At 61.0% G+C, this 21,730-nt stretch carries 18 protein-coding genes and 1 tRNA gene; 13 read left to right on the top strand and 6 right to left on the bottom strand.

Going from position 1 to position 21,730, the window contains the following annotated elements:
• The first annotated feature begins 282 nt into the window (after positions 1-282).
• The 4 genes from LZ496_RS05795 to LZ496_RS05780 all read left to right on the top strand — a co-directional run bounded on the left by LZ496_RS05795 (position 283) and on the right by LZ496_RS05780 (position 3,122).
• Positions 283-1,650 carry a tyrosine-type recombinase/integrase gene (locus LZ496_RS05795; RefSeq protein ID WP_249903638.1) on the top strand — a complete coding sequence of 456 codons (1,368 nt, stop codon included), beginning with the start codon at positions 283-285 and terminating at the stop codon, positions 1,648-1,650.
• Between the two features lie 131 nt (positions 1,651-1,781).
• Positions 1,782-1,958, top strand: a complete 177-nt coding sequence (locus tag LZ496_RS05790; RefSeq protein ID WP_249903637.1) for a helix-turn-helix domain-containing protein — start codon at positions 1,782-1,784, stop codon at positions 1,956-1,958.
• Positions 1,955-2,170: a transcriptional coactivator p15/PC4 family protein gene (locus LZ496_RS05785; RefSeq protein WP_249903636.1), complete on the top strand. Its 216-nt coding sequence runs from the start codon at positions 1,955-1,957 to the stop codon at positions 2,168-2,170. Before LZ496_RS05790 ends, LZ496_RS05785 begins: the two co-directional genes overlap by 4 nt.
• A 235-nt stretch (positions 2,171-2,405) precedes the next feature.
• On the top strand, positions 2,406-3,122 hold the full coding sequence (locus LZ496_RS05780; RefSeq protein WP_249903635.1) for a rolling circle replication-associated protein: 717 nt from the start codon (positions 2,406-2,408) through the stop codon (positions 3,120-3,122).
• Positions 3,123-3,196: 74 nt separating this feature from the next.
• Here LZ496_RS05780 and LZ496_RS05775 read toward each other — a convergent pair whose 3' ends face one another.
• Positions 3,197-3,676 carry a hypothetical protein gene (locus LZ496_RS05775; protein WP_249903634.1) on the bottom strand — a complete coding sequence of 160 codons (480 nt, stop codon included), beginning with the start codon at positions 3,674-3,676 and terminating at the stop codon, positions 3,197-3,199.
• Positions 3,677-3,982: 306 nt separating this feature from the next.
• Here LZ496_RS05775 and LZ496_RS05770 point away from each other — a divergent pair, with 306 nt between their 5' ends.
• From LZ496_RS05770 to LZ496_RS05735, 8 genes are all read left to right on the top strand, one after another.
• Positions 3,983-7,018 carry a BPTD_3080 family restriction endonuclease gene (locus tag LZ496_RS05770; protein WP_366516693.1) on the top strand — a complete coding sequence of 1,012 codons (3,036 nt, stop codon included), beginning with the start codon at positions 3,983-3,985 and terminating at the stop codon, positions 7,016-7,018.
• Positions 7,018-9,939, top strand: a complete 2,922-nt coding sequence (locus tag LZ496_RS05765; protein ID WP_249903632.1) for a site-specific DNA-methyltransferase — start codon at positions 7,018-7,020, stop codon at positions 9,937-9,939. Before LZ496_RS05770 ends, LZ496_RS05765 begins: the two co-directional genes overlap by 1 nt.
• Before the next feature lies 1 nt (position 9,940).
• Entirely contained in the window at positions 9,941-10,360 is a 420-nt protein-coding gene (locus LZ496_RS05760; protein WP_249903631.1) for a hypothetical protein, read from the top strand.
• Positions 10,353-11,027: a hypothetical protein gene (locus LZ496_RS05755; protein WP_249903630.1), complete on the top strand. Its 675-nt coding sequence runs from the start codon at positions 10,353-10,355 to the stop codon at positions 11,025-11,027. Before LZ496_RS05760 ends, LZ496_RS05755 begins: the two co-directional genes overlap by 8 nt.
• 3 nt (positions 11,028-11,030) lie before the next feature.
• A complete protein-coding gene (locus LZ496_RS05750) occupies positions 11,031-12,821 on the top strand; it encodes a DEAD/DEAH box helicase (protein ID WP_249903629.1) in 1,791 nt (596 codons plus the stop codon).
• A gap of 119 nt (positions 12,822-12,940) precedes the next feature.
• Positions 12,941-14,908, top strand: a complete 1,968-nt coding sequence (locus LZ496_RS05745) for a 3'-5' exonuclease (RefSeq protein ID WP_249903628.1) — start codon at positions 12,941-12,943, stop codon at positions 14,906-14,908.
• A gap of 38 nt (positions 14,909-14,946) precedes the next feature.
• Complete coding sequence (locus LZ496_RS05740; RefSeq protein ID WP_249903627.1) at positions 14,947-15,351, top strand: hypothetical protein; 405 nt, start codon at positions 14,947-14,949, stop codon at positions 15,349-15,351.
• Between the two features lie 10 nt (positions 15,352-15,361).
• A complete protein-coding gene (locus tag LZ496_RS05735) occupies positions 15,362-15,571 on the top strand; it encodes a hypothetical protein (protein ID WP_249903626.1) in 210 nt (69 codons plus the stop codon).
• Positions 15,572-15,656: 85 nt separating this feature from the next.
• Here the strand turns inward: LZ496_RS05735 and LZ496_RS05730 are convergent.
• Positions 15,657-15,732 (bottom strand) — tRNA-Glu (locus LZ496_RS05730).
• A gap of 52 nt (positions 15,733-15,784) precedes the next feature.
• Positions 15,785-16,963: a non-hydrolyzing UDP-N-acetylglucosamine 2-epimerase gene (gene wecB, locus LZ496_RS05725; RefSeq protein WP_249903625.1), complete on the bottom strand. Its 1,179-nt coding sequence runs from the start codon at positions 16,961-16,963 to the stop codon at positions 15,785-15,787.
• Between the two features lie 82 nt (positions 16,964-17,045).
• Between wecB and LZ496_RS05720 the strand changes: the two genes are divergently transcribed.
• Positions 17,046-17,930, top strand: coding sequence for a phosphodiesterase (locus LZ496_RS05720; RefSeq protein ID WP_249903624.1), 885 nt, complete (start codon positions 17,046-17,048; stop codon positions 17,928-17,930).
• A gap of 3 nt (positions 17,931-17,933) precedes the next feature.
• Here LZ496_RS05720 and LZ496_RS05715 read toward each other — a convergent pair whose 3' ends face one another.
• The 3 genes from LZ496_RS05715 to LZ496_RS05705 are packed head-to-tail and all read right to left on the bottom strand — an operon-like array spanning position 17,934 to position 21,723.
• Complete coding sequence (locus LZ496_RS05715; RefSeq protein WP_249903623.1) at positions 17,934-18,215, bottom strand: NADH dehydrogenase ubiquinone Fe-S protein 4; 282 nt, start codon at positions 18,213-18,215, stop codon at positions 17,934-17,936.
• A gap of 31 nt (positions 18,216-18,246) precedes the next feature.
• Complete coding sequence (gene hrpB, locus LZ496_RS05710; RefSeq protein ID WP_249903622.1) at positions 18,247-20,703, bottom strand: ATP-dependent helicase HrpB; 2,457 nt, start codon at positions 20,701-20,703, stop codon at positions 18,247-18,249.
• 45 nt (positions 20,704-20,748) lie between these two features.
• Positions 20,749-21,723 (bottom strand): L,D-transpeptidase family protein, encoded by a 975-nt coding sequence (locus LZ496_RS05705; RefSeq protein WP_249903621.1) that lies wholly within the window; start codon positions 21,721-21,723, stop codon positions 20,749-20,751.
• Between the last annotated feature and the right edge of the window lie 7 nt (positions 21,724-21,730).

Genomic DNA, 21,730 nt, shown 5'->3' with positions numbered 1-21,730 from the left:
CCCCATCGGCCTGACAAAGGGGAGATTGCGCAGGCCGCTGTGGTGGGGAGGTTGATGCGGTGCCCCCGCTTCAATCTCCCCAAGCTGACGATGGCTGAAATCGCTGGTGACCCCTACGGGACTCGAACCCGTGTTTTCGCCGTGAGAGGGCGTGAAAAGCTTGCTCCGAACGTCCGTGACCGTCCAAACATGCGGTGCACGTAGAGAGGAAACATCCATCATTGTCCAATCCAGTTCGCCCCTGTATATTTGACGAATATTTGACGAAATGGCGGGGCCAATATGGCAAAGACACTGACCGAAGCGAAAATCACAACCCGTGAACAGCGCAAGAAGCTGCCGATTGGCGTCCACTGGCGGGGTATCGATCCTGAAGTTCACCTCGGTTATCGCAAGGGCAAGCGTGGCGGGAAGTGGCTTGTTCGCTGGTATATTGGAGATGAGGATTATCGGCAGCGCACCTTCGCCACCGCTGACGACGAATTGCCTGAAGGCACATTGGACTTCGATGATGCCGTAAGAGAAGCGCGGAACCTCGTTGCGGTTGAGCGAAGGAAGGCTCGGGCAGCTGCCGAGGGACCATTGCTCACCGTCAGGAACGCGGTTGAAACATATTCTGCGGCTCGCGACGCCCGTGATACTGCCCGAAAGGGACGTCCTGTTCGCTCTGACGCAACGAGCCGCCTAACTCGTTACGTCACCGGCCAGCAGGCGAGGGGAAAGCGCAAGGAAGTGGAAGCGACTGCCCTTGCCGAAATCGCGCTATATGAGCTCAGCGAAAGCGACTTGTTGGCTTGGCGCGCGGCTTTGCCGGGAGCGCTGAAGGGGACCACGAAACAGAGGCTCATCAATGACCTGAAAGCGGCGCTGAATGAGGCGTTTGCGGCCAACCGGAGCCGACTGCCAGCAACGTTCCCTGCTACCATCAAGCACGCACTTCGGGCGCTAAACGAGGGCGATGGCGATGCCGATGAAGTCGCCCGCGAGAACCAGATTTTGTCAGATGTGGAAGTCGCTCGGCTACTTGGTGCGGCGCGAGACATCGACGCGGAACAGGGCTGGGAAGGTGATCTGTTTCGGCTGGTCCTTGTGCTGGCCGCAACCGGAGCACGCTTTTCGCAGATAGCACGATTGCGAGTGGGCGACGTTCAAGTGAAAGCCCAGCGCCTCTTCGTGCCAGTCAGTCGAAAAGGAAGGGGCAGCAAGAGTGGCGGCACGCCGGTCCCAATCGGTGCTGATGTATTGGAAGCGCTGATGCCGGCATTGAAGGGCCGCGCGAGCCAAGCGCCACTCTTGGAGCGTTGGCGGAGCAAGCAAGTCGCCGGGGGCATTCGATGGGAGCGCGTAGGTCGCGGTTCGTGGCAGTCGGCATCCGAACTGGTTCGTCCATGGGCCGCTATCCGGGAGCGAGCTAAGATGTCCGAAGTCATCTCGTATGCTCTCCGTCATACGAGCATCGTTAGGGGCATCCGGGCCAACCTTCCAATTCGGCTGGTGGCGGCATTGCACGATACGTCGGTAGCTATGATCGAGCGCCACTACGGCCGATTTGTTGCCGATGGACTGGACGAGCTGGCAGCTCGTAGCGTGGTTCCTCTGGTTCCCCAGCGAGACGACGGCGATGTCGTTAGCCTGCCTCAACGGGCATAAATTTTTTTTGAAGTAGGTCCTTGCGCGTCCATGCCGATTCGGGACTTGCTATAGATGTCGGCAGTGGTTGCCGGCCGGCGACGATGCCGCAACTTCGGTCATGAAGGAGGGCCGACAACCATGGGGAATCCATGCAGAAGATTTTTTACAGCGTGCGTGAGGCTAAGGACGCCCTGAATATCGGGCGGTCGAAGCTCTATCAGTTCATCCTGTCGGGGGAGCTGGAATCAGTTAAGATCGGACAACGCCGTCTCATTCGCGTCGAAAGCCTGACGGCTTTCGCTAACTCGCTGGCGAGTGCGGCATGAGCGGCACGATCCTGTTTCAACACCGTCATCGTGGAAATGTGTGGCGACTGGAAGTCTCGGCATACAATGGTCATGAGTTCGTAAACTTACGCAAATGGTTTCAGCAAGGCGACAACCTCAGGCCCACCAAGGAGGGCGTGACTTTCCCGCTGGAACGCCTGCCCGAACTGCACGAAGCCATTGGCGTCTATCTGGACGGTAACCACTATTGAGGGACGCGCTGGGGCGGCGGAAGGGGCAAAGGAGGCCCCCGCCGTCCCGTGTTCTCCGCAATCGTTCGTAAGTCTTTGTTCGGGCCGTGAAATCCGAAACTTGGGAATGCTTTTGCTGTCAGCGGTGCGCCGTTCTACCTAAGTCAATGAAATTGCAGCGTTTCTGACAGAAATGCCCACGGCAAGGATTCGGCAATCCATCCCATGGGGTCGATAACGGTAAGCGATTGAATAGATGCAAGAAATTGAAGAGTTGCGATCATCCGACAGCGGCTCGCATTATATATATAAGACTATCGTTGGCGGCATGTCTCGCCTTGCTGGTTCGAGCAGTTCCGAGCGCAAGCGTGCTGTTCGTCCGACTGACGGCCTGTCAGGGCATCAGGCTAATGGGGTGATCGCGGCGGCTTTTCATGCTCGTCGGATCGGACTTCCATTAAACCGCCATGTGACCATCCGGCTTGAGCAGGCGGGCATCTCTGACGGCGATGCTGTCTGGGCAATCGGGGGGTTCCTGACCCGGCTGCGCGACTGGCTTCGTAAGAAGGGCCATCGCACGGCCTTTACGTGGGTGAGGGAGTGCGGTCCCATCATTGGATCGCACGTCCACATTCTGCTCCATCTGCCACCGGGGGTGTCACTTACAGGCCAACGCTCGCGACGTTGGATTGAGGCGATTTCCGGCAGGCCGTATCGAGCCGGCACGATCAAGACGAAACGCATCCCCCAGTCTGCTTATGACGAGAACCTGAGCGTGCTTGTCGGCTATCTCTGCAAGGGCGCGTCACCTGAGGTGGCCGACGCCCTTGGCCTCGATCGCCGCAAGACGGGCGGCCGAGCCTTGGGCAAGCGCGCAGGTTGGAGCGAGAACATTGGCCAAAAGGCGCGGCGCCAATGGATAGCGCGTGGAGGCAGGGGCAACGTGGTGCAGGCGACCCGGCTTTTCCCTTGACGGTTCCATACAGGCAATCGTGACGGGTGGGGGGGAAATTTCAAAACACCACGCGTCAATGTGAGAGTAGGCCCCTAACGTGACAACAAAAGTTGTCGGTCAGCCTCTAGCCTCGTGGCGGTTGTGAAATTCACAAAGAGCAAATCCGCATGGCCTTGGCGGGTTGGACCGAACTGGGCTTCGATGTGGGTGACCGCGCCAGACGCGATCATGCTCGGCAGCTCCCAGAATGCATCTGCCGGCAAATAGGCCCCAAGGGAGCGCTGATCGCCGCGAAGATTGACTGACATTAAGAACGGCCTGTCAGCAGCCGGAACGTCACGGTCACGTTGGAACGATCGAGCGCAAAGAAACTTCATCTCGATCGACAGGCCGTTGTGACGGCGATGCTTTCGGTCAATTTCCGTGATGTGCCCGCAGATGATGAGGCTCGCTTCATCATCGACCCGTCGCAGGTCGTGTTCCTCGGAGACGAAGTAGTTTCGCTCGACAGATTCTATTGTGGCAACGAGGATAAATCGCTCCTCGAGAGCACGCTGCTTCCTTCTGGCCATGGCAGAACCATCCTTCAACCTGAACAGCTCATGTTCCGATCAAGGTGGATAGGGTAACCTACCTGATCGATCCGTTCTGCCATGATCGGCCATGAAGCCCACCTGAGACCTCAATCGTCCAATTTCCCAAGAAAATCTGGCGTTTTCGATGAATTGAACCAAATCGGCATGGTGAAAATTGCAACCTGATCGCGCCATATTCCGGGGTTCTCGCTCGCTCCCTTCAAAATCAAAATGGTTAAGTGCTCTGTGTGACTTGTCATCCCGCTAGGCCGGAAATACTCCTCCGTTCAGGAGGGGCGCGTTTTGGCTCAGAGTTTCTACGACAGACCGATTCTCAACTCGCCGTATGAGGTGCCGAAGCTCCATCATGCCCTTGATGCGGACGGGCAGCCGCTGGAGCTGCCGCCGAACCAAGGGCGGCGGCCCTGCGACTTCGTCACCCCGGTCCCGAAGCCCAAGAAAAAGTCGAGCAAGGCGGCTCAGGCCGCGATGGTGTTCGAAGATGAGCTCGGCCTGAGCGCCGAGGAGCAGGAATATAATCCGAAGCCGATCATCAACGAGATTCGCTCCCACGTCGCGACGTGGCGAGCCTTGCCGAGCGACCGCGACTGGGGCGTGACCCCGGCCACTGCGAAGCTCCTCCACTACTGGCGGCGGACGGAGGTCGAGGGCGTCCGTCCCTTCTTCTGTCAGGTCGAGGCGGTCGAGACGGTGATCTGGCTGACCGAAGTTGCTTCCCAGCGAAAGCAATATGCCCACCTGTGGGAACACGTCCGCGCGGCTAACAAGCAGTCCAGCCCCGACCTGCTCCGTATCGCGATGAAGATGGCCACTGGCAGCGGCAAGACGACCGTCATGGCCATGCTCATGGCGTGGCAGGCGGTGAACGCAGTCCGCTCGCCAACCAGCTCCCATTTCAGTCGCGGCTTCCTGATCGTCACGCCGGGCATCACCATCAAAGACCGGCTGCGGGTGCTTCTGCCCGACGACCCGGACAACTACTATGAGCATCGCGATCTAGTCCCTCACGAGATGCTTGGCGAAATCCGCAAGGCAAAGGTGGTCATCACCAACTACCATTCCTTCAAGCGCCGCGAGACGATGGACCTGAGCAGGGTCGGGAAGGGCCTGCTGCAAGGTCGCGGCGAAGCGCCGATGACGACCGAGACAGAGGGCCAAATGCTTCAGCGGGCCTGCGGCGAGCTACTGGCGATGAAGAATGTGGTCGTCATCAACGACGAGGCGCACCACTGTTACGAAGAACGGCCACAGGGCAGCGTCGAAGAGATCAAAGACTCCGACATCAAGGCGGAGGCCAAGGAGAACAAGGAAGCAGCCCGCCTCTGGATTAACGGCATCAAGGCGCTGAAGCGGAAGGTCGGTGTGCGCGCCGTCTATGACCTGTCAGCGACCCCATTCTTCCTCTCGGGTTCCGGTTACGCCGAGGGCACGCTGTTCCCGTGGGTGGTCAGCGACTTCAGCCTGATGGACGCAATTGAGTGCGGTATCGTGAAGCTCCCTCGCGTGCCAGTGGCCGACAACCTGCCGATCGCGGAAATGCCGATCTACCGGAAGCTGTGGGACCACATCGGCAAGGACATGCCGAAGAAGGGCGCGAAGAAATCCGAAGAGCTGAACCCGCTGAAGCTGCCCAGACCGCTGTTGACGGCCCTCGACGCACTCTACAACCACTATCTGAAGGTGGACGAGGCGTGGAAGCAGGTCGGCATCAAGGTGCCGCCCGTCTTCATCGTGGTGTGCAACAACACATCCACGTCGAAGCTCATCTACGAATACATTTCTGGCTGGGACCGTCCCAACGAGGATGGCGAGCTGGTCAATGTCCATCGCGGCCATCTCTCGCTTTTCCGCAACTACGACGAGCACGGAAACCGCATCAGCCGCGCGCCCACTTTGCTGATCGACAGTGCTCAGCTCGAAAGTGGAGAGGCTCTCGATCCTGAGTTCCGAAAGATCGCCGCACCTGAGATCGAACAGTTTCGTCGCGAACGGCAAGAGCGGACCGGACGCATCGAGAGCGTCGAAGACATTGACGATGCCGAGCTACTCCGCGAAGTCATGAACACGGTCGGTAGGCAGGGGCGACTGGGTGAGAATGTCCGCTGTGTCGTCTCCGTATCGATGCTGACAGAGGGCTGGGACGCCAACACCGTCACGCACATCCTCGGTGTCCGCGCCTTTGGCACGCAGCTCCTTTGCGAGCAGGTCGTCGGGCGGGGCCTCAGGCGGCAATCCTACGAGCTGAACAGCGAAGGTCTTTTCGACGTCGAATATTCGGACGTGCTCGGCATTCCGTTCGACTTCACCGCGAAGCCAGTCGTCGTGAAGCCTACCGTCCCGAAGGTCACGACGCGCGTCCACGCCGTGAAGGAGCGGGTCGCCGCCAAGCCGGAGCTGGAGATCGAGTTCCCCCGCGTCGAGGGTTACCGCGTCGATCTGCCGGAGGAGCGGATTACAGCGAAGTTCACAGAGGATAGCAGGCTGCGTGTCGATCCAACGATGATCGGCCCTACCGCTGTCACGATGGGCGGCATCGTCGGCCAACAGATCGAGATTCGTGCCGAGGGACTCTCGGATCAGCGGCCAAGCGCAATCGCATACAACCTCGCTTCCCACGTCCTGAAGCGGTTTGCGGGGGAAGACGGCACGCTTCCCGTCCACTTGTTCGGCCAAGTCAGGCGAGTGGTTCGCGAGTGGCTCGACGGCGGTTATTTCGAACCCAAGGCCGTTCCGAAGGGTGTGATCGATTATCTCGACATCAAGGAACAGGCTGCCGAGCGCATCTTCCTCGCATGTCAGCGCTTCGAGGAAGGTGAGAACAGGATCAAGGCGATCCTCAATTCCTACAACCCGAAGGGCAGTTCCCGTTTCGTCAACTTCACGACGACCAAGGCCGTGTTCGAAACCAACCCGAAGCGCTCACATGTCAGCCACGTCGTCTGCGATAGCGATTGGGAGGCGGAGCTCGCCCGCGTGCTGGAGCATCACCCCAGTGTCATCGGCTACGTGAAGAACCAAGGGCTCGGCTTCGAAGTGCCATACCGCGATGGCTCGACACCGCGCCGCTACGTCCCCGACTTCATTGTGCGGCTCGACGTTGGCACCGGCGAGCCGCTCAACCTCATTTTGGAAACCAAGGGGTATCGCAAAGGCGATGCCCAACTAAAGGCCGAGACCATGAAAACGATGTGGGTGCCGGGGGTGAACAACCTCGGCACATTAGGAAATTGGGCGTTCGAAGAGTTCACGGACGTGTTCGCGATCGAGAGCGATTTCGCAGCGCTGGCCGATGGCCTCAGTGTGAAGGTGGCAGCGTAATGGCCCGCCCTCCCGCCCGTCCCAAATCCGTCGCCACACTCAATCACGAGCGCGATACCCGTCCGAACATCCCGACTGCTGAGATGGCCGATCTCGCGGCCATGCAGGAGGAGCAGCAACCGCTTGCACCGCTCAATTTTTCGCGAGCGCGCCTGCTAGAAGAAGGTGAACAGCGCGACCGCGATCCCGACCTCGACCCGCAGATTGTCTGGAACGGCGCGAAGATCACGCTGACGAAGGACCAGATCGAACACCTCCAGCAGACAGGCACGATCGAGATTGGCGAAGCGCAACTCGTCTGGCGCGGCAAGGACCGGCAAGATTGGTCGGACCTGATTGTTCAGGCGCCGATGATCCATGTGCAGGAGAAGGTGCACCCCAAGGCAATCATCGACGATCTGGTGCGGAGATCGAAGCAGGCGCGTGACGACACCAGTGACGCGCCAGACCTATTCGGGGACTTTAACGGCCTGACTGACCCGATGGCCCGGACAGAGTTTTACCAGCACCCCCAGCATTGGTCGAACCGGATGATCCTTGGCGACAGCCTTCAAGTGATGGCCAGCCTTGCCGAACGCGAAGCGCTGAAGGGTAAGGTGCAGGCGATCTATTTTGATCCGCCATATGGCATCAAGTTCAACTCTAACTGGCAGGTATCAACGGCCAACAGGACCGTTGGCGACAAGCAAGCTGATCTAAGTCGCGAGCCTGAACAGGTGAAGGCGTTCCGCGACACGTGGAAGGACGGAGTCCATTCATATCTGACCTACTTGCGCGATCGCCTAACCGTTATGCGGGAGTTGCTGACGGAGAGTGGATCGATCTTCGTGCAAATTAGCGATGAGAACGTGCACCGGCTGCGGGCTCTAATGGACGAAGTATTCGGTGACACAAACTTTTTGGCCGAGATTGTCGTTCAGAAAACAGGTGGGTTTGCTTCGGATCACTTAACCGGAGTTTACGACCTCGTGATTGTGTATGGGCGTAACAAAAAATCAGCCAAATTCCGCCCGCTGTATGTGCCCAAGGCAGCAAGTAAGAGCGGAATGAGCAACTATGGCTTGGTCGAAGTCTCACCGGGTTATGAGCGCCCATCATCTGCCGAAGAGAAGGCGGATCCGACGTCCTTACAGATTGGTTCGCGCTTCTTTGGAGTTCATGCCGTCACGAGCGGCGGCGGATCGAAGCTCGATCAGCCATTTGAGTTCAGAGGGCAGACCTACAATTTAAAGCCGGGAGATAACTGGAAAGCAAGTTATCCGGGGGGGATGCACCGACTTGCCAAGGCCAACAGGCTGGGCGGCAGTGCAAAGAGAATTGGCTATCGTCGCTACTTTGATGATTTTCCGGTGGTTGAGATTAGCAACCTTTGGACTGACACGCGCGGCGAAATGGACATTATTTATACCGTTCAAACATCGACCAAAATTGTCGAACGTTGTCTCCTGCTGGCCACCGACCCCGGCGATCTTGTGCTCGATCCCACATGCGGTTCGGGGACCACGGCTTATGTCGCCGAGCAATGGGGCCGCCGCTGGATTACAATCGACACCAGCCGCGTGGCGCTTGCACTGGCTCGCGCACGGCTCATGGCGGCTCGCTATCCTTGGTATTTGCTCGCCGACAGTCCCGAGGGGCGGCGCAAGGAAGCAGAGATCACCGGCAAGCCACCGAGCGATGGGTCCGGCTACGGCGATGTCCGGCAGGGCTTTGTCTATGAACGCGTGCCACACGTCACGCTGAAATCCATCGCTAACAATGCCGAGATAGACGTGATCTGGGAGCAGTGGCAGGCTCGGCTGGAGCCACTGCGCATTGAACTCAATCAAGCAGTGGGCAACGACTGGCAGGAATGGGAAATCCCGCGTGCGGCTGATCCGGCATGGGGCGCAAACGCTGCGACCGTGCACAAGCAGTGGTGGGAAGCGCGGATCGCACGTCAGAAGGAAATTGACTCGTCCATCGCTCGTGCTGCCGACGTCGAATTTCTCTACGACAAGCCCTACGCTGATCCGACCCGAGTTCGCGTCGCCGGCCCATTCACCGTTGAAAGCTTGTCGCCGCACCGCATCGTCCCCGCCGACGACGAGCTGATCCACCTTGTCGAAGCGGTGGAAGGCAGAGCGAAGTCACGTGGGCCGCTGAGTGATTCTGAAACGGACTTCGCCACGATGATTTTGGACCATCTGCGCACTGCCGGCGTGCATCAGGTCGAACGTGGCGACCGCATCGAGTTCACCAGCATCACGCCTTGGCCCGGCGAGTATATCGCCGCCGAAGGCCGCTTCATGGAAGGCGAGACGGAACGTCGCGCGGCGATCTTCATAGGGCCGGAGTTCGGCACCGTCAGCCGCGTCCAACTCACCGCTGCTGCGCGCGAGGCCGCGGAGAGCCGCTTCGATGTGCTGATCGCTACTGCCTTCTCCTTCGATGCGCATGCGTCCGAGCTGTCGCGGCTCGGTCCGCTGCCGGTGCTCAAGGCCAAGATGAATCCCGACTTGCATATGGCGGGCGATCTAAAGAACACCGGCAAGGGCAATCTGTTCACCATCTTCGGCGAACCCGACATCGAGATTATCGATCAGCCGGATGGTCGCGTTGTCGTCAAGGTGCTCGGGGTGGACATCTACGACCCGAACACCGGCGATGTTCGCTCGAACGACGTGAAGGGCATCGCGGCATGGTTCATCGACACAGCATACAACGAAGAGAGTTTCTTCGTCCGTCACGCCTACTTCCTCGGTGCAAACGACCCCTACAAGCAGCTCAAGGCATCACTGAAGGCGGAGATCGATGAGGAGGCATGGGCAAGCCTCTACAGCGATACCTCGCGCCCGTTCGAACGACCAGAGTCAGGCCGCATCGCAGTGAAGGTCATCAACCACTTCGGCGACGAGGTAATGAAGGTATTTGGGGTCTGACATGACCGAGCAGGAAGCCGAAGAGATCAACCGATTTCTTGAGGACCGCCTGCGGGGCCTTCAGGAACCAGAGATTGCTCAGCAAGACGATCTGACTTTCAGAGATGCAGACGGGTTTGTCAGGCGGCTCAGTCCAAGGAAGCGGCTTGTCCTGACGGTCGAAGCATTGGAGTCCCAGCTCGCGCTCGAAGACATCACGACTTTCAAGGAGGCACGGCGAGAGATTGTGGATGCTGCCGAGGGATTCGGCCATGTGGCGATCGAAGTCGTGCCTCTTCGAGACGAGCTGTCTGATCTGGGCGCCTTCGACGAGGCGTTCGGGTTTGAGTCACTGCCCAACTTGTCCGATCTGCGCCAGCGACTGAGAGTGCTCTCGGAACGTCTTCGATATGACCCTGAACAGGGCGCCGATCATGTCTGACCCTCTCAAACTTGATGACGCCAAATCCGAAATCGAAGCCATCATCCTCGAATACGAGGGCAGGCGGGCTTCCATCGATGCTGAAAAGAAGAAGCTGACGCGTGGGAAGCTCTATGAGCTTTTCGTGCTCGGACGCCTGCTGAAAGAATTGAAGGGCCGAGGGTTCAGTTTCAGCTTTGTCGGGAAGGTTCTCGAACTGAAACAGGGACCGGGAAAGATTCAGCCATCAGACGGCTATTTCTCGGGATACCACCCTGCCAGCCGCCAGCCGTTCCGAATCTACACCGACATAGAGGTGCGGACGCTTGGCTCGCTCAAATCATCAGCACTTGATGATAGCGCCTACCACGAGATCGACATTGTAGCGGTTGATGATGGCGTGAGCGGCAATCCGACACCGGATGATCTCCTGCTCGGAGTCGAATGCAAGTCCACCGCCAAGTTTGCGAAAGCGATCGTCAAGGAAACGCTTGGGATTAAGCGCGAAATTAGCCTGCTGTGTGGCGATCAACCGTCGCGACTGGCATTGTTGGCTGGCAAGGATACGCCTGAGGTGCCGTCCGAGCCACCAGTCGAATATTGGCTCGTCTACTGCGATCCGAAGGGCAACAACTATCGCCAAAGTCCCAAGACATTCGGCGTCGAGTATCGAGAATGGAAGCCGTAGGCTGTGTCCATCACTCGCGAACGAATCCGGGCCTCTTTGGAAACCGAGCGCACGATCTCTCAGAAGGGAATTGGGCTCGAAGTCGCATCCGCAGAATGGGAGGATAGCCATCTCGTTATTGGCGTAAGGCCGCTCAAGGGTCGAACCCGCATAGCCGTTGACGAGGGTCTCGAAGGCGTCCGAGTCAAATGGGGCGACGAGTTCGAGTTTGCCGGTCGCATCAAGTTCGTTGATCCGGATCAGGACCGCATCGTCCTTGAGCCACTGACGGGCGGCAAGCCGGTGGCAGGCTCGACAATCTGGCTTTTCCCCGGGGACTTCCTTGGCCCGCTAATCGAGATGTGGAGTGGTCCGATGGCGAGCCGCGCCGCCAAGCGCCTCGCCCAGTCGAAGGAGGAGCTGGAGCCACGTCAAGAAGTGCTTCCTTTGCCGATCGAGTTCGCCGAGTTACGCGAACGACAGGCACTTGCCGTTCAGAACAGCGCCTATCGGTGCTCGCTGCTCATCGGGCCTCCCGGCACCGGTAAGAGCTTCACGATCGGAGCGCTCGGTGCGTATCTGCTCACTCGCCATCCGGGTGCCCGCTTGCTGGTTGTGGGTCCGACGAATGTTGCAGTGGATACAGCGCTGTTGGCGATCGATGACTGGCTTACGCGCATCGGCAGGACCGACCTTGCGCGGCGGATGAAGCGGATCGGCGCGCACTTCGATCCGCGCAAATATGTGGACCGACCACACCTCCTCGCAGCGGGGGTCGCCGAGAAGGTAACCGAATATTTGATGCTCGAACTTGCCGAGCCGCCGAAATCACGGATCGGCGAGTATGCAAAATGGAAGGATCGGATCGGCGCTGCCCGCGCAGCGCTTGCTGCCGACATTGGCACGACTTCTTCCTCCGCTCGCGTAGTAGGCGTGACTGTCTCGACCGCCCTTCGCTGGCACGAAGCGCTGACGGAGAAACCATTCCCCTTCGTGATTTGCGACGAAGCCAGCCAGATCATTGGTCCTGCCGCGATGATGATCGCCGCTCTTGGACAGCAAACGGTTTTCGCGGGCGACCCTCAGCAGCTCGCCCCTATCGTTCGCACCGATGACAAGGCCGGAACCCCGGTTCTCAAGAGGAACGCCTTCGACATCTTCCAGCATGTGAAGACCGTTCATTTGAATGAACAGTCGAGAATGAGCGAAGGCATCTGCCGCGCGGTCGGCTCGACCTTCTATGGCAACGATCTTATCGTTTGCCGCAAGGCCGCGCGCGACCCGGAGTGGAAGCAAGCTCGCAGCCCCTATTTTGTCGATGGTCGCGAAGTGCCGCGTATCTGCTTCGATCCGGTCTCGGAAGCTGCAACCTTCTCGGCCAAGTATGGCGGTTTCATCCGTTTTCAATCAGCCAAGCTGATCGAGGAAATCGCAGACGAACTGGCAGGCTCATATGTCGATCCCAGCGAAATCCTTGTCCTGACGCCCTATCGTGCCCAGCGGGCGCTGGTGAAGTTGCTGCTCAAAAAGCGACACCCCACTATCGCCGTCAGCACCGTGCACCGGGCACAGGGAAGCGAGCGGACGGTCGTCATCTTCGACCCCGTGGACGCCTCATCGCAATTCCTATCGGGAGCGGATGGCAATCGGCTTATCAATGTCGCCGTTTCGCGCGCCAAGGCCCACGTGGTCATTCCCTATCATCAGGACGACTTGAAGCATCCGGCGCTCGCCAAGATTCATGGCATCAGCAGCAAGATCTGGCAGACGAAGGGTGATTACAGCCGACCGTTCACATTTGGGCGCTCAACATGAAGTTCCTGATTGCCGACACCTTCACTGACGCGCTCGCCCGTCTTACCGGTCAGGAGCAGAAGCAGGTTAAGACGGCGGCGTTCGACTTGCAGCTCAACCCGTCGCAGCCGGGCTTGCAGATGCACAAGCTCGACGGCGCACGCGACCGAAACTTCTGGTCGGCCCGTGTCAGTCAGGACATTCGGATCATCGTCCATCGGACGGAATCGAGCGTTATGCTCGCATTCGTCGATCACCACGACAAAGCTTACGCATGGGCTGAGCGGCGGCGGATTGAGGAGCATCCACGAACAGGTGCAATCCAGATCGTCGAGTTGCAGGAGCGGATCGAAGCAGCAGCTCCGCTCCTCAGGTTCGGCCAAGAAGTGGAAGCGGAACCGCCCGCCGAGCAGCCTGCCGCACCACCGCGTCCTATTTTTGCCGACCTAAGTTCCGACGAGCTTTTGGATGTTGGCACCCCCGCCGACTGGGTGGATGAGATCAAGAGTTGGACCGAGGACGACTTTTTCCAGCGGAGTGACCATCTTCCCGCTGAGGTCACCGAGGCTCTGCTCGATTACGCGGCGACAGGCCGACTGCCTGAACGCAAGCCTGCTGAAGCAGAGCCCCTTGAGCATCCCGACACGCTGCGGCGCATCCGGCTCATCGAGAGCAGCGAAGAGCTTGCGCATGCTCTCGATTACCCATGGGACAAGTGGAGTGTCTTCCTCCACCCGTCGCAGCGCGAGGTGGTCGCGAAGGATTTCTCCGGCCCTGCGCGCGTTACCGGCTCGGCAGGCACCGGAAAGTCGATTGTCGCGATACACCGGGCCGCGCGCGCCCTACTCGGCGATCCGCATTCACGCGTCCTTCTGACTACCTTTTCCCGCCCGCTCGCGAACTCGCTGGCCGCCAAGATGAAGGTTCTGCTCTCTGACGATCCGACAGTCAGCAACCGGCTGTCCGTTGTCTCATTCGAGGATGCCGCCACTGATCTCTATGAGCTCGCTTTTGGTCGTCGACCCGCAGTGGCGTCAGTCGAGGTTCAGCGAGCAGCCTTGGACCGGGCGATTGCGGATACTGGTTACAGCGACCTTCCGGCGCGATTTGTCGAGGCCGAGTGGCGGCATGTGGTGGATGGCTGGTCGATCGAAGATCAGGAGAGCTACGCCACCGTTCCACGCATCGGACGACGGAATCGGCTTGGTTCGAAGCAGCGCGACGCTCTCTGGCCCGTGTTCGAAAAGGCACGGAAAATTATTTCTGCGCGCGGAATGCTGACCCCAAACCAGCACTTCGAAGAGGTCGCGAGAACTTATGCCAGCAAGGCGGACAAGCCATTCACCCACGTTGTGGTGGACGAGGCGCAGGACTTGGGGGTCAGCGAGCTGCGCATGATGTCGGCGATTGCAGTCGGCCTAAATGCCCAGTTCTTCGCAGGCGACATTGGACAGCGCATCTTCCAACATCCCTTCTCTTGGTTGACGCTTGGCGTGGATGTGCGCGGGCGATCCTCTAACCTGCGTATCAATTATCGAACATCCCGCCAGATACGCGAAGCCGCTGACAAACTGCTCCCGCTGGCGGTCCGCGACGTTGATGGCATCGAGGTCAGCCGTGCCGACGCTCAATCCGTCTTCGAAGGGCCGCAGCCAGAAATCCATGAATGCGACGATGAGATAAGCGAGACGGCAATCGTTGCTGCATTCCTAAAGCGAGCCATCGAAGATGGCATTCAAGCGATGGAAGTTGGCGTGTTCGTTAGAGCACACGACCAGCTCGTTCGGGCGCGACAGGCAGTCGCCGAAGCAGGATTGGAGTGTCGCCAGCTTTCCGAGCGGGTTGAGGACGACGCTGATCGTGTCGCAATCGGCACAATGCATTTCGCCAAGGGCCTAGAGTTTCGCGCTGTTTCCGTCATGGCTTGCGACGATGACGTCCTACCGCTTCAGTCGCGTATCGATGAGGCAACCGATGAGGACGAACTTCGCGAAGTATTCGATACCGAGCGACACCTGTTCTACGTTGCTTGCACGCGCGCCCGTGAACGGTTGCATATAAGTGGGGCCAAACCTGTTTCGGAGTTCGTCGCTGACTTGAATCACTAGGGTCTATTGGCCGGACCGTAACGATCAGGAGTTCGAGTATGCGTGATCCGGACTATCGGACCTTCTGGGACGCCCTGCCGCACATATCGATAATGCGGAGCCGGCCCGACCTGCAGGAAGCATTCCGCCACGAATATCGCGAAGAGATAGTCGGCCTGTTGTCATGGCTGCACCGACTTGGCGTTTTATGGGGGGCGACGAGCATCCATCCATCTCCGCCGGATGGATGCGACCTTTGCAGCGCGCAGTTGGACAAGCTCCAATTATTCATCGATGGCGCGACACAGAGCGGCATGTGGGCCAACATGTGTCCCAAGTGTTTCCTTGAAGAGGGGCATTCGATCGGCTGGGGCAAAGGCCAACTCTATCTGAATATTGGGAATGGCGACTGGCGGCTTGTTGCTGGCGGCGATCCAGACGCGCGGGAACCGAGCGATGAATGACCGAAGGCGCATGCTGGCCGAAGAACCAATCCGGGTGTCGTTGACCAATTCTGAATTGAGCACAATCGTGATGGCGCTGAAGCTAGGCAGGGTTCGTTACGGGATGTTGTTGCAGTTGGCTCATCAATGCGAGCGGCCAGTCATAGGCTTCGAGGAATTGGGCGACATGCTTCAGTCGCTCGACGACACTCTATGCGAAGGCAGCGACACGAACGATTGAGGGTTTGTTCGCCCGTTTCCGTGGGCGTTTATTCGACTGATATTGGACAGTTCTGGCGCCAGCGACGCTAAGTCACTGAAATCGTTGGTGACCCCTACGGGACTCGAACCCGTGTTTTCGCCGTGAGAGGGCGACGTCCTAGACCGCTAGACGAAGGGGCCACGGCCATGGCGGCAAGGGCGCGCATATGGTGGGGTTTGGCGAGCTAGTCAATCAGGCTCGGCGGCTAGCCCGGAGTGCCGCCATTTCCTCCACATAGGCAAGGCAAGCTTGTGCAATGCGCGGTGCCGACCGGCCGTCACCGAACGGCATGCTGGGCCGCGCCATTTCCCGAAGCAGCCGACGGTCGCTGCGAAGGCGCCCGACCGCCTCGACGATCCTGTCCCGATCGGTTCCGACCAGTTCCATCGATCCCATGGTGAGGCCTTCCGGCCGTTCCGTCTTGTCGCGAAGGACCAGCAGCGGAACGCCCAGCGCGGGCGCTTCCTCCTGCATTCCCCCAGAATCGCTCAACACCAGGTCGGCGGCGCGCATCGCCGAGATGGTCGCGGCGTGAGAAAGCGGAGGGATCAATGAAATTCCACCCCTCCCGCCGAGAAGGCGATGCATCCGCTCGGTAACTCCCGGGTTGGGCGGAAGGATGACGTCGGCCGACAGGCGGTGATCGACAAGTTCGAGCAGCGCCTCCGCCAACCCTTCGAGGCCGGCCGACCAATTCTCGCGCCGATGGCAGGTTACCAGCAGCTTGAACTGCCGCCGCGGTAGCCAGCGGCGTGGAGGCTTTGAGGGCAATGGGCCGATCAGCGCCGCCAAGGCATCAATGCCGCTGTTACCGGTGACGTGAATCCGGCCTGACAGCTGTTCGCGCCGCAGGTTTGCAGCATTGCCGCTGGTCGGCGCGAACAGGAGGTTGGACATACGGTCGATCGCGACACGATTTTCCTCCTCCGGCCACGGCAGGTTGGGATCGTAAGTCCGAAGCCCCGCCTCGACATGCGCCAGCGCCATTCCAAACTCGCTGGCCGCAAGCGCGCCCCCAAGCGCACTCGACGTATCGCCCTGGACGATCAGCAGTTCCGGCTGGTTCGTCGCCAAAATCCTGAGCATTGCCGCGCGAACCAGGTCGGCGTGGAGCATCGGATCCGGCTGGCCCGGGCAGCCCAGCGACACGGCCGGAAAGCTCTCAAGGCGATGATCGGCCAGCTCGAGGCCCGGATGCTGCCCCGTGACGAACAGCCCCGGCGGCTCGCCGAGGTCGGCGAGGGCATGGGCGATCGGACTTAGTTTGATGGCTTCCGGGCGCGTCCCGACGACTAGCGCAATACGATACTGGCGCAGCTTTCCCCCTGGCTTCGGCGCTCCGTTTGTCGCCGAAGCCGGGCCGGAGGGCAAGAGAAAGCATAACCTGGATCAGTTAAGGCTGGACAAGCCAACTCGCGCTGCCGAGAAACAGCTTCTCGGGGAGGGTATCGACTTGGCAAGACGACCATCGATCGACGGCATCTTGGTGGCGCAGGTGACGGACCTGCACATCGGTTTCGACCGCGACAATCCGCACGAAATCAACGTCCGGCGCCTCAACATGGTGATCGATCAGCTGAACGGGATGCGGCAGAAGCCGTCGCTCCTGCTGGTCACCGGCGATCTGGTCGAACGCGGCGACGACCTCGACGCCTATCGGCACATGAAAGCGCTCATTGCCCGCTGGGAGGGCCCGATCGTCTGGGCGCTCGGCAATCATGACAGCCGCGAGGGCTTTCGCGCGACCTTCCCCGACGTACCCACCGACGAGAACGGCTTCCTTCAATATGAGGTCGACCATGGCGAGGTGCGGTGGATCGTCCTCGACACGCTCGATCCCGGCCGCCACGGCGGGATGATCTGCGAACAGCGTGCGGCCTGGCTGAAGAAGCGGCTGCGCGAGCGCAAGGACGTACCGACCGTCATCATCCTCCACCACCCGCCGGTCGACACCGGCATCGACTGGATGAGCGCGCTGGATTGCGAAGCCTGGGTGCAGCGGCTGGAGGCGGTGGTCAGGCCCGCGAAGCAGGTCGTCGGGATGATCGCCGGCCATGTCCACCGGCCGATCGCCACCAGCTTCGCCGGCAAGTCGCTCAGCATCTGCCCGTCGACCGCGCCCTGGGTAGCGCTCGATCTTGACGACATCGATCCGCTACGCCCCGACGGACGTCCGCTGATCCTCGCCGATCCGCCCGCCTTCGCGCTTCACTATTGGAATGGCCTTAGGCTGCTCAGTCACTTCGATGTCGCGGGGCCAAGGCATGTCCTCGCAAGCTATGACAGCAACGCAATGCCGATGATCCGCGATTTCCTGCTGGAACGCGGGACGGGCTGAGCCCTAGCGGAAATTGTCCGCGTAAGCCTGGATCTTCATCGACACCGGCGGCGCCGGGACGATGTGAACCTCGAAGCCCTTCCGCGTTGCATAGGCCAGCGCCTCATCCTTGCTGTTGAAGCGCAGGCGAACCTGGGTCTTCGTGTCGCCGCTACCGTTCCAACCGGTCAGCGGATCGGGGCGCTGCGCCTCCTGCCGCTCGAACTCCAGGGTCCAGCGGCCGTCCTGGGCCTTGCCGGACTGGGTGGTCTTGCGCTGTTCTTCGATGATGCGGGCGACGGTCATGGGCGCGGATTGGCGTAGCTGGCTCGCCAAATCAACTATTTCCTGACGCCCGCTTGGTCTTGAGTGTCGGCGCGGCGGCCCCGGGATCGTCCGGCCAGGGATGTTTCGGATATCGCCCGCGCATCTCCTTCGCGACGTCTCGCCAGCTTCCGGCCCAGAATGCGGGGAGGTCCTTGGTCGTCTGGATCGGCCGATGCGCGGGGGAGGTGATGGACAAGGTCAGCGGCACCCGCCCGCCGGCGACCATCGGATGATCCTTGAGGCCATAGAGCGCCTGCGCGCGCACCTCGACGGTCGGACCGCCGGTCGATGAATAGTCGATCGCATGGGACGACCCGGCCGGCGTGTTGAACTGCGACGGGGCCAGCCGATCGATCGCGCGCCCCGCTTCGTAGCCAAGAAGGCCCTGCAGCGCATTATTGAGGGCGCCTGATCCGATCGCGTCCAGCCTTCGTTTCCCCACCAGCAGCGGTGCCAGCCACTCTTCAAGCCGCTCCAACAACTTCGCATCGCTGAGGTCCGGCACATCCGGATCATGCTGGGCTGCAAAGGCCGCGCGTTGCCGAAGCGCAACCGCCGCCTCGCTCCACGGCAACAGCGATAGGCCGTGACGTCGCCCCGCGTCGAGAAGTCCGGCCTCGATCGCGGTCTGATCAGGCCTTGGATCGGGCGATGATGACAGCTTGATCGAACCCAGCTTGCGGCCCTTGGTCGCGCTGATCGCCGACGTGGCCGGATCGAACTTCGCTTCACTGAAGGTCTCGATCTCACTGGCGAAAAGCGCCTCGACCTCTGTCGCTGTCATCGCGGCGGCTGACAGGATCCGGGCCCCCGCCGCTGCACCCGCGACCTCCGCAACCGCCAGCCACTCGCTCCGCGCCAGCGGTGATGTAGGATCCAGCCGAAACCCGCGCCCGCCAACCGACTGCCATTGCTCGCCCGATGCATCGCGCCGCCGGGAAAGCCGGTCGGGAAAGGCGAGGGCTATGGATCGCGCTATGTCATGCGCGGCAGATTTCTCACCGCCCTTGCCCTTGGCCCATCTTCCGGCCATCCCCCGCGCCGCCTGGGCCCGTGGCGACCGGTCGCCCATCCATCGGCGATGGCGCAGCTCCAGGTCCGGATCGTTGCCGCCCAAGCCTCGCTCGGTCAGCAGCGCGGCTGCGTCCGCCGCCGCGCTGGCGAACCCGCGCCTCCCGGCCTCGATCAGCATATGCGCCAGCCTTGGTTCCAGCGGAATCGCCGCAATCGCCCGGCCGTGCGCTGTGATGTGGCCGTCGCCATCGATCGCCCCCAGCCGCTCCAATCGCTGCCTTGCCTCCGCCATCGCCGGCGCAGGCGGGGGATCAAGGAAGGGCAGCCGCGTCGGATCGCTCTCCCCCCACAGCAGGCTGGTCAGCATCAGGCTCGACAGGTCCGCTTCCAATATCTCCGGCGGGTCGTGCGCGGGGAGGGCGGCATTGGCCGCTTCCTCCCACAATCGGATGGTGATGCCCGGTCCTTGGCGCGCCGCACGCCCGGCGCGCTGCGTGACGGCGGCCCGGCTGGCCCGCTCGGTAACCAGCCGCGTCAGTCCCGCGCCGCGATCGTAGCGCGGGCGACGCGCAAGTCCGCTGTCGATGACGATCCGCACATCGTCGAGGGTCAGGCTGGTTTCGGCGATCGCGCTGGCCAGCACCAGCTTGCGCGTGCCCGGCTTGGGTGATGCAAGAGCCGCGCGCTGGGCTGCCGGTTCTATCCCTCCGTGCAGCCGATGCAGCACGACATTCGGAGGTAGGTTGCCCAATGCCTCCGCCGTCCGCTCGATCTCGGCGACGCCCGGCAGGAAGGCGAGGACCGAACCGTCAAACTCGTTCATAGCGCGGCGGATGGCGCTCGCTACCTGAGGTTCGATCTTCTGCGCCGTGTCGCGTCCCTCGTGGACGAGGGTCAGCGGATAGCTTTTGCCCTCGCTTTCGATCCGCGGCGGATCGCCCAGCAGCCGCCCGAACCGCTCCCCATCGAGCGTCGCCGACATCGGCAGGATGCGTAGGTCGGGCCGCAATTCCTTGGCCGCGTCGAGTGTCAGCGCGAGCGAAAGATCGCTGTCCAGGCTCCGCTCATGCACTTCGTCGAACAAAACGGCGGCGACGTCCGCCAACTCCGGGTCCGCCTGGATCCGCGACAGGAAAACGCCATGCGTCATCGCAATGACGCGCGTCGACTTGCCGACCCGGCTATCGAGCCTGGTGGTATAGCCGATTGTTGCGCCCGCATCCTCGCCGCGTTCCCGCGCCATATATTCAGCCGCGCTTCGGGCGGCGAGCCGGCGCGGCACAAGTAGCAATATCTGCCGCCCCTCGACCCATGGCTCGTCCAGCAACGCCGGCGCCACCCGCGTCGTCTTGCCCGCGCCCGGCGGCGCGATCAGCAAGGCGCTCGGCCCCGCGCGAAGCGCTTCGCGCAAGGTGAGCAATACCTCATCGATGGGAAGGGCAATCCGGCTCATCGACCGACGCTAATGTCAGATCGCGACCGGTTGGGACAGCGCTAGCTAGAGCGCGCTCTCCTCATTCTCGATGACGGTCGCGGAACTGCCGGAGCTGCCGGCCTTCAGCGACTGCGGCGTCACGATGATGATGCTCCCCGGACGAAGGACGGTCTGCACAGCATGCTTGAAATCCCACGGCGTATCGAACCGATTGCCCTCGCCGGGCGCGACTTCCATCCCCGATCCCGATCCCGCGAATTGCAGCCGCAGCCAGTGCTGCCCCGTGTCGTCCCAGGCGCGCAGGGCGTAGGCCCATCCGCCGTTCACCGCGCCGGCGACGCGCGCGGGGGCAGAGCCGATCTCGACCCCGTTGCGAAGTACGATCGCGCGCTGATCAGAGGTGCTGACGATTACCGAAACCGGGCCTGACTTCGACTTGTCCGGATTCCATTCATAGGGCGCGCGCGCCAAGGTGGTCGTGTTCGGCGCGATCGGTGCGGCGAAATCCGGGGCTTCGGACCGGTTTGGCGTGACCGGCAGGCTAGTGATGATGACTGTCATGCCAAGCTTTGTCGCACCGAACAGCAGGCTCGAAAATTTCATCGGAAGGCGAATGCATCCGTGCGACGCCGGATATCCGGGCAGGTTGCCGGCATGGAGCGCAATGCCCTTCCACGTCAGCCGCTGCATGTTGGGCATCGGCGCATTGTTATAGGTCTTCGAATAATGCTCCTGCTTCTTCTCCAGCACGGTGAAGACGCCGGTCGGGGTGTCATATCCGGGCTTGCCGGAAGATATCGTCGAAGCGCCGATCGGAACGCCGTTGCGGAACAGGACCGCGCGCTGTGTCGCGAGGTTGACCACCATCAGCACCGGCCCGTCCGGCGCCGCTTCGGGGTTCCAGACGTACTGGCCGGGCTTCAGGCCCTCGACGGCTTGAAGGACCGGCCGGCCCTTAAGCTCGACCTGTTGGGCGAGGGCAGGGCCGTGAAGGGAAAGCAGCGCTGCTGCGGTGAGGGAGAGGGTGAGGCGCTTCATGACCCGG

The organism is Sphingomonas caseinilytica, from assembly GCF_023516455.1.
In the GTDB taxonomy this organism is placed as follows: domain Bacteria; phylum Pseudomonadota; class Alphaproteobacteria; order Sphingomonadales; family Sphingomonadaceae; genus Sphingomicrobium; species Sphingomicrobium caseinilyticum.
This window is presented reverse-complemented; position numbering and strand designations above follow the sequence as displayed.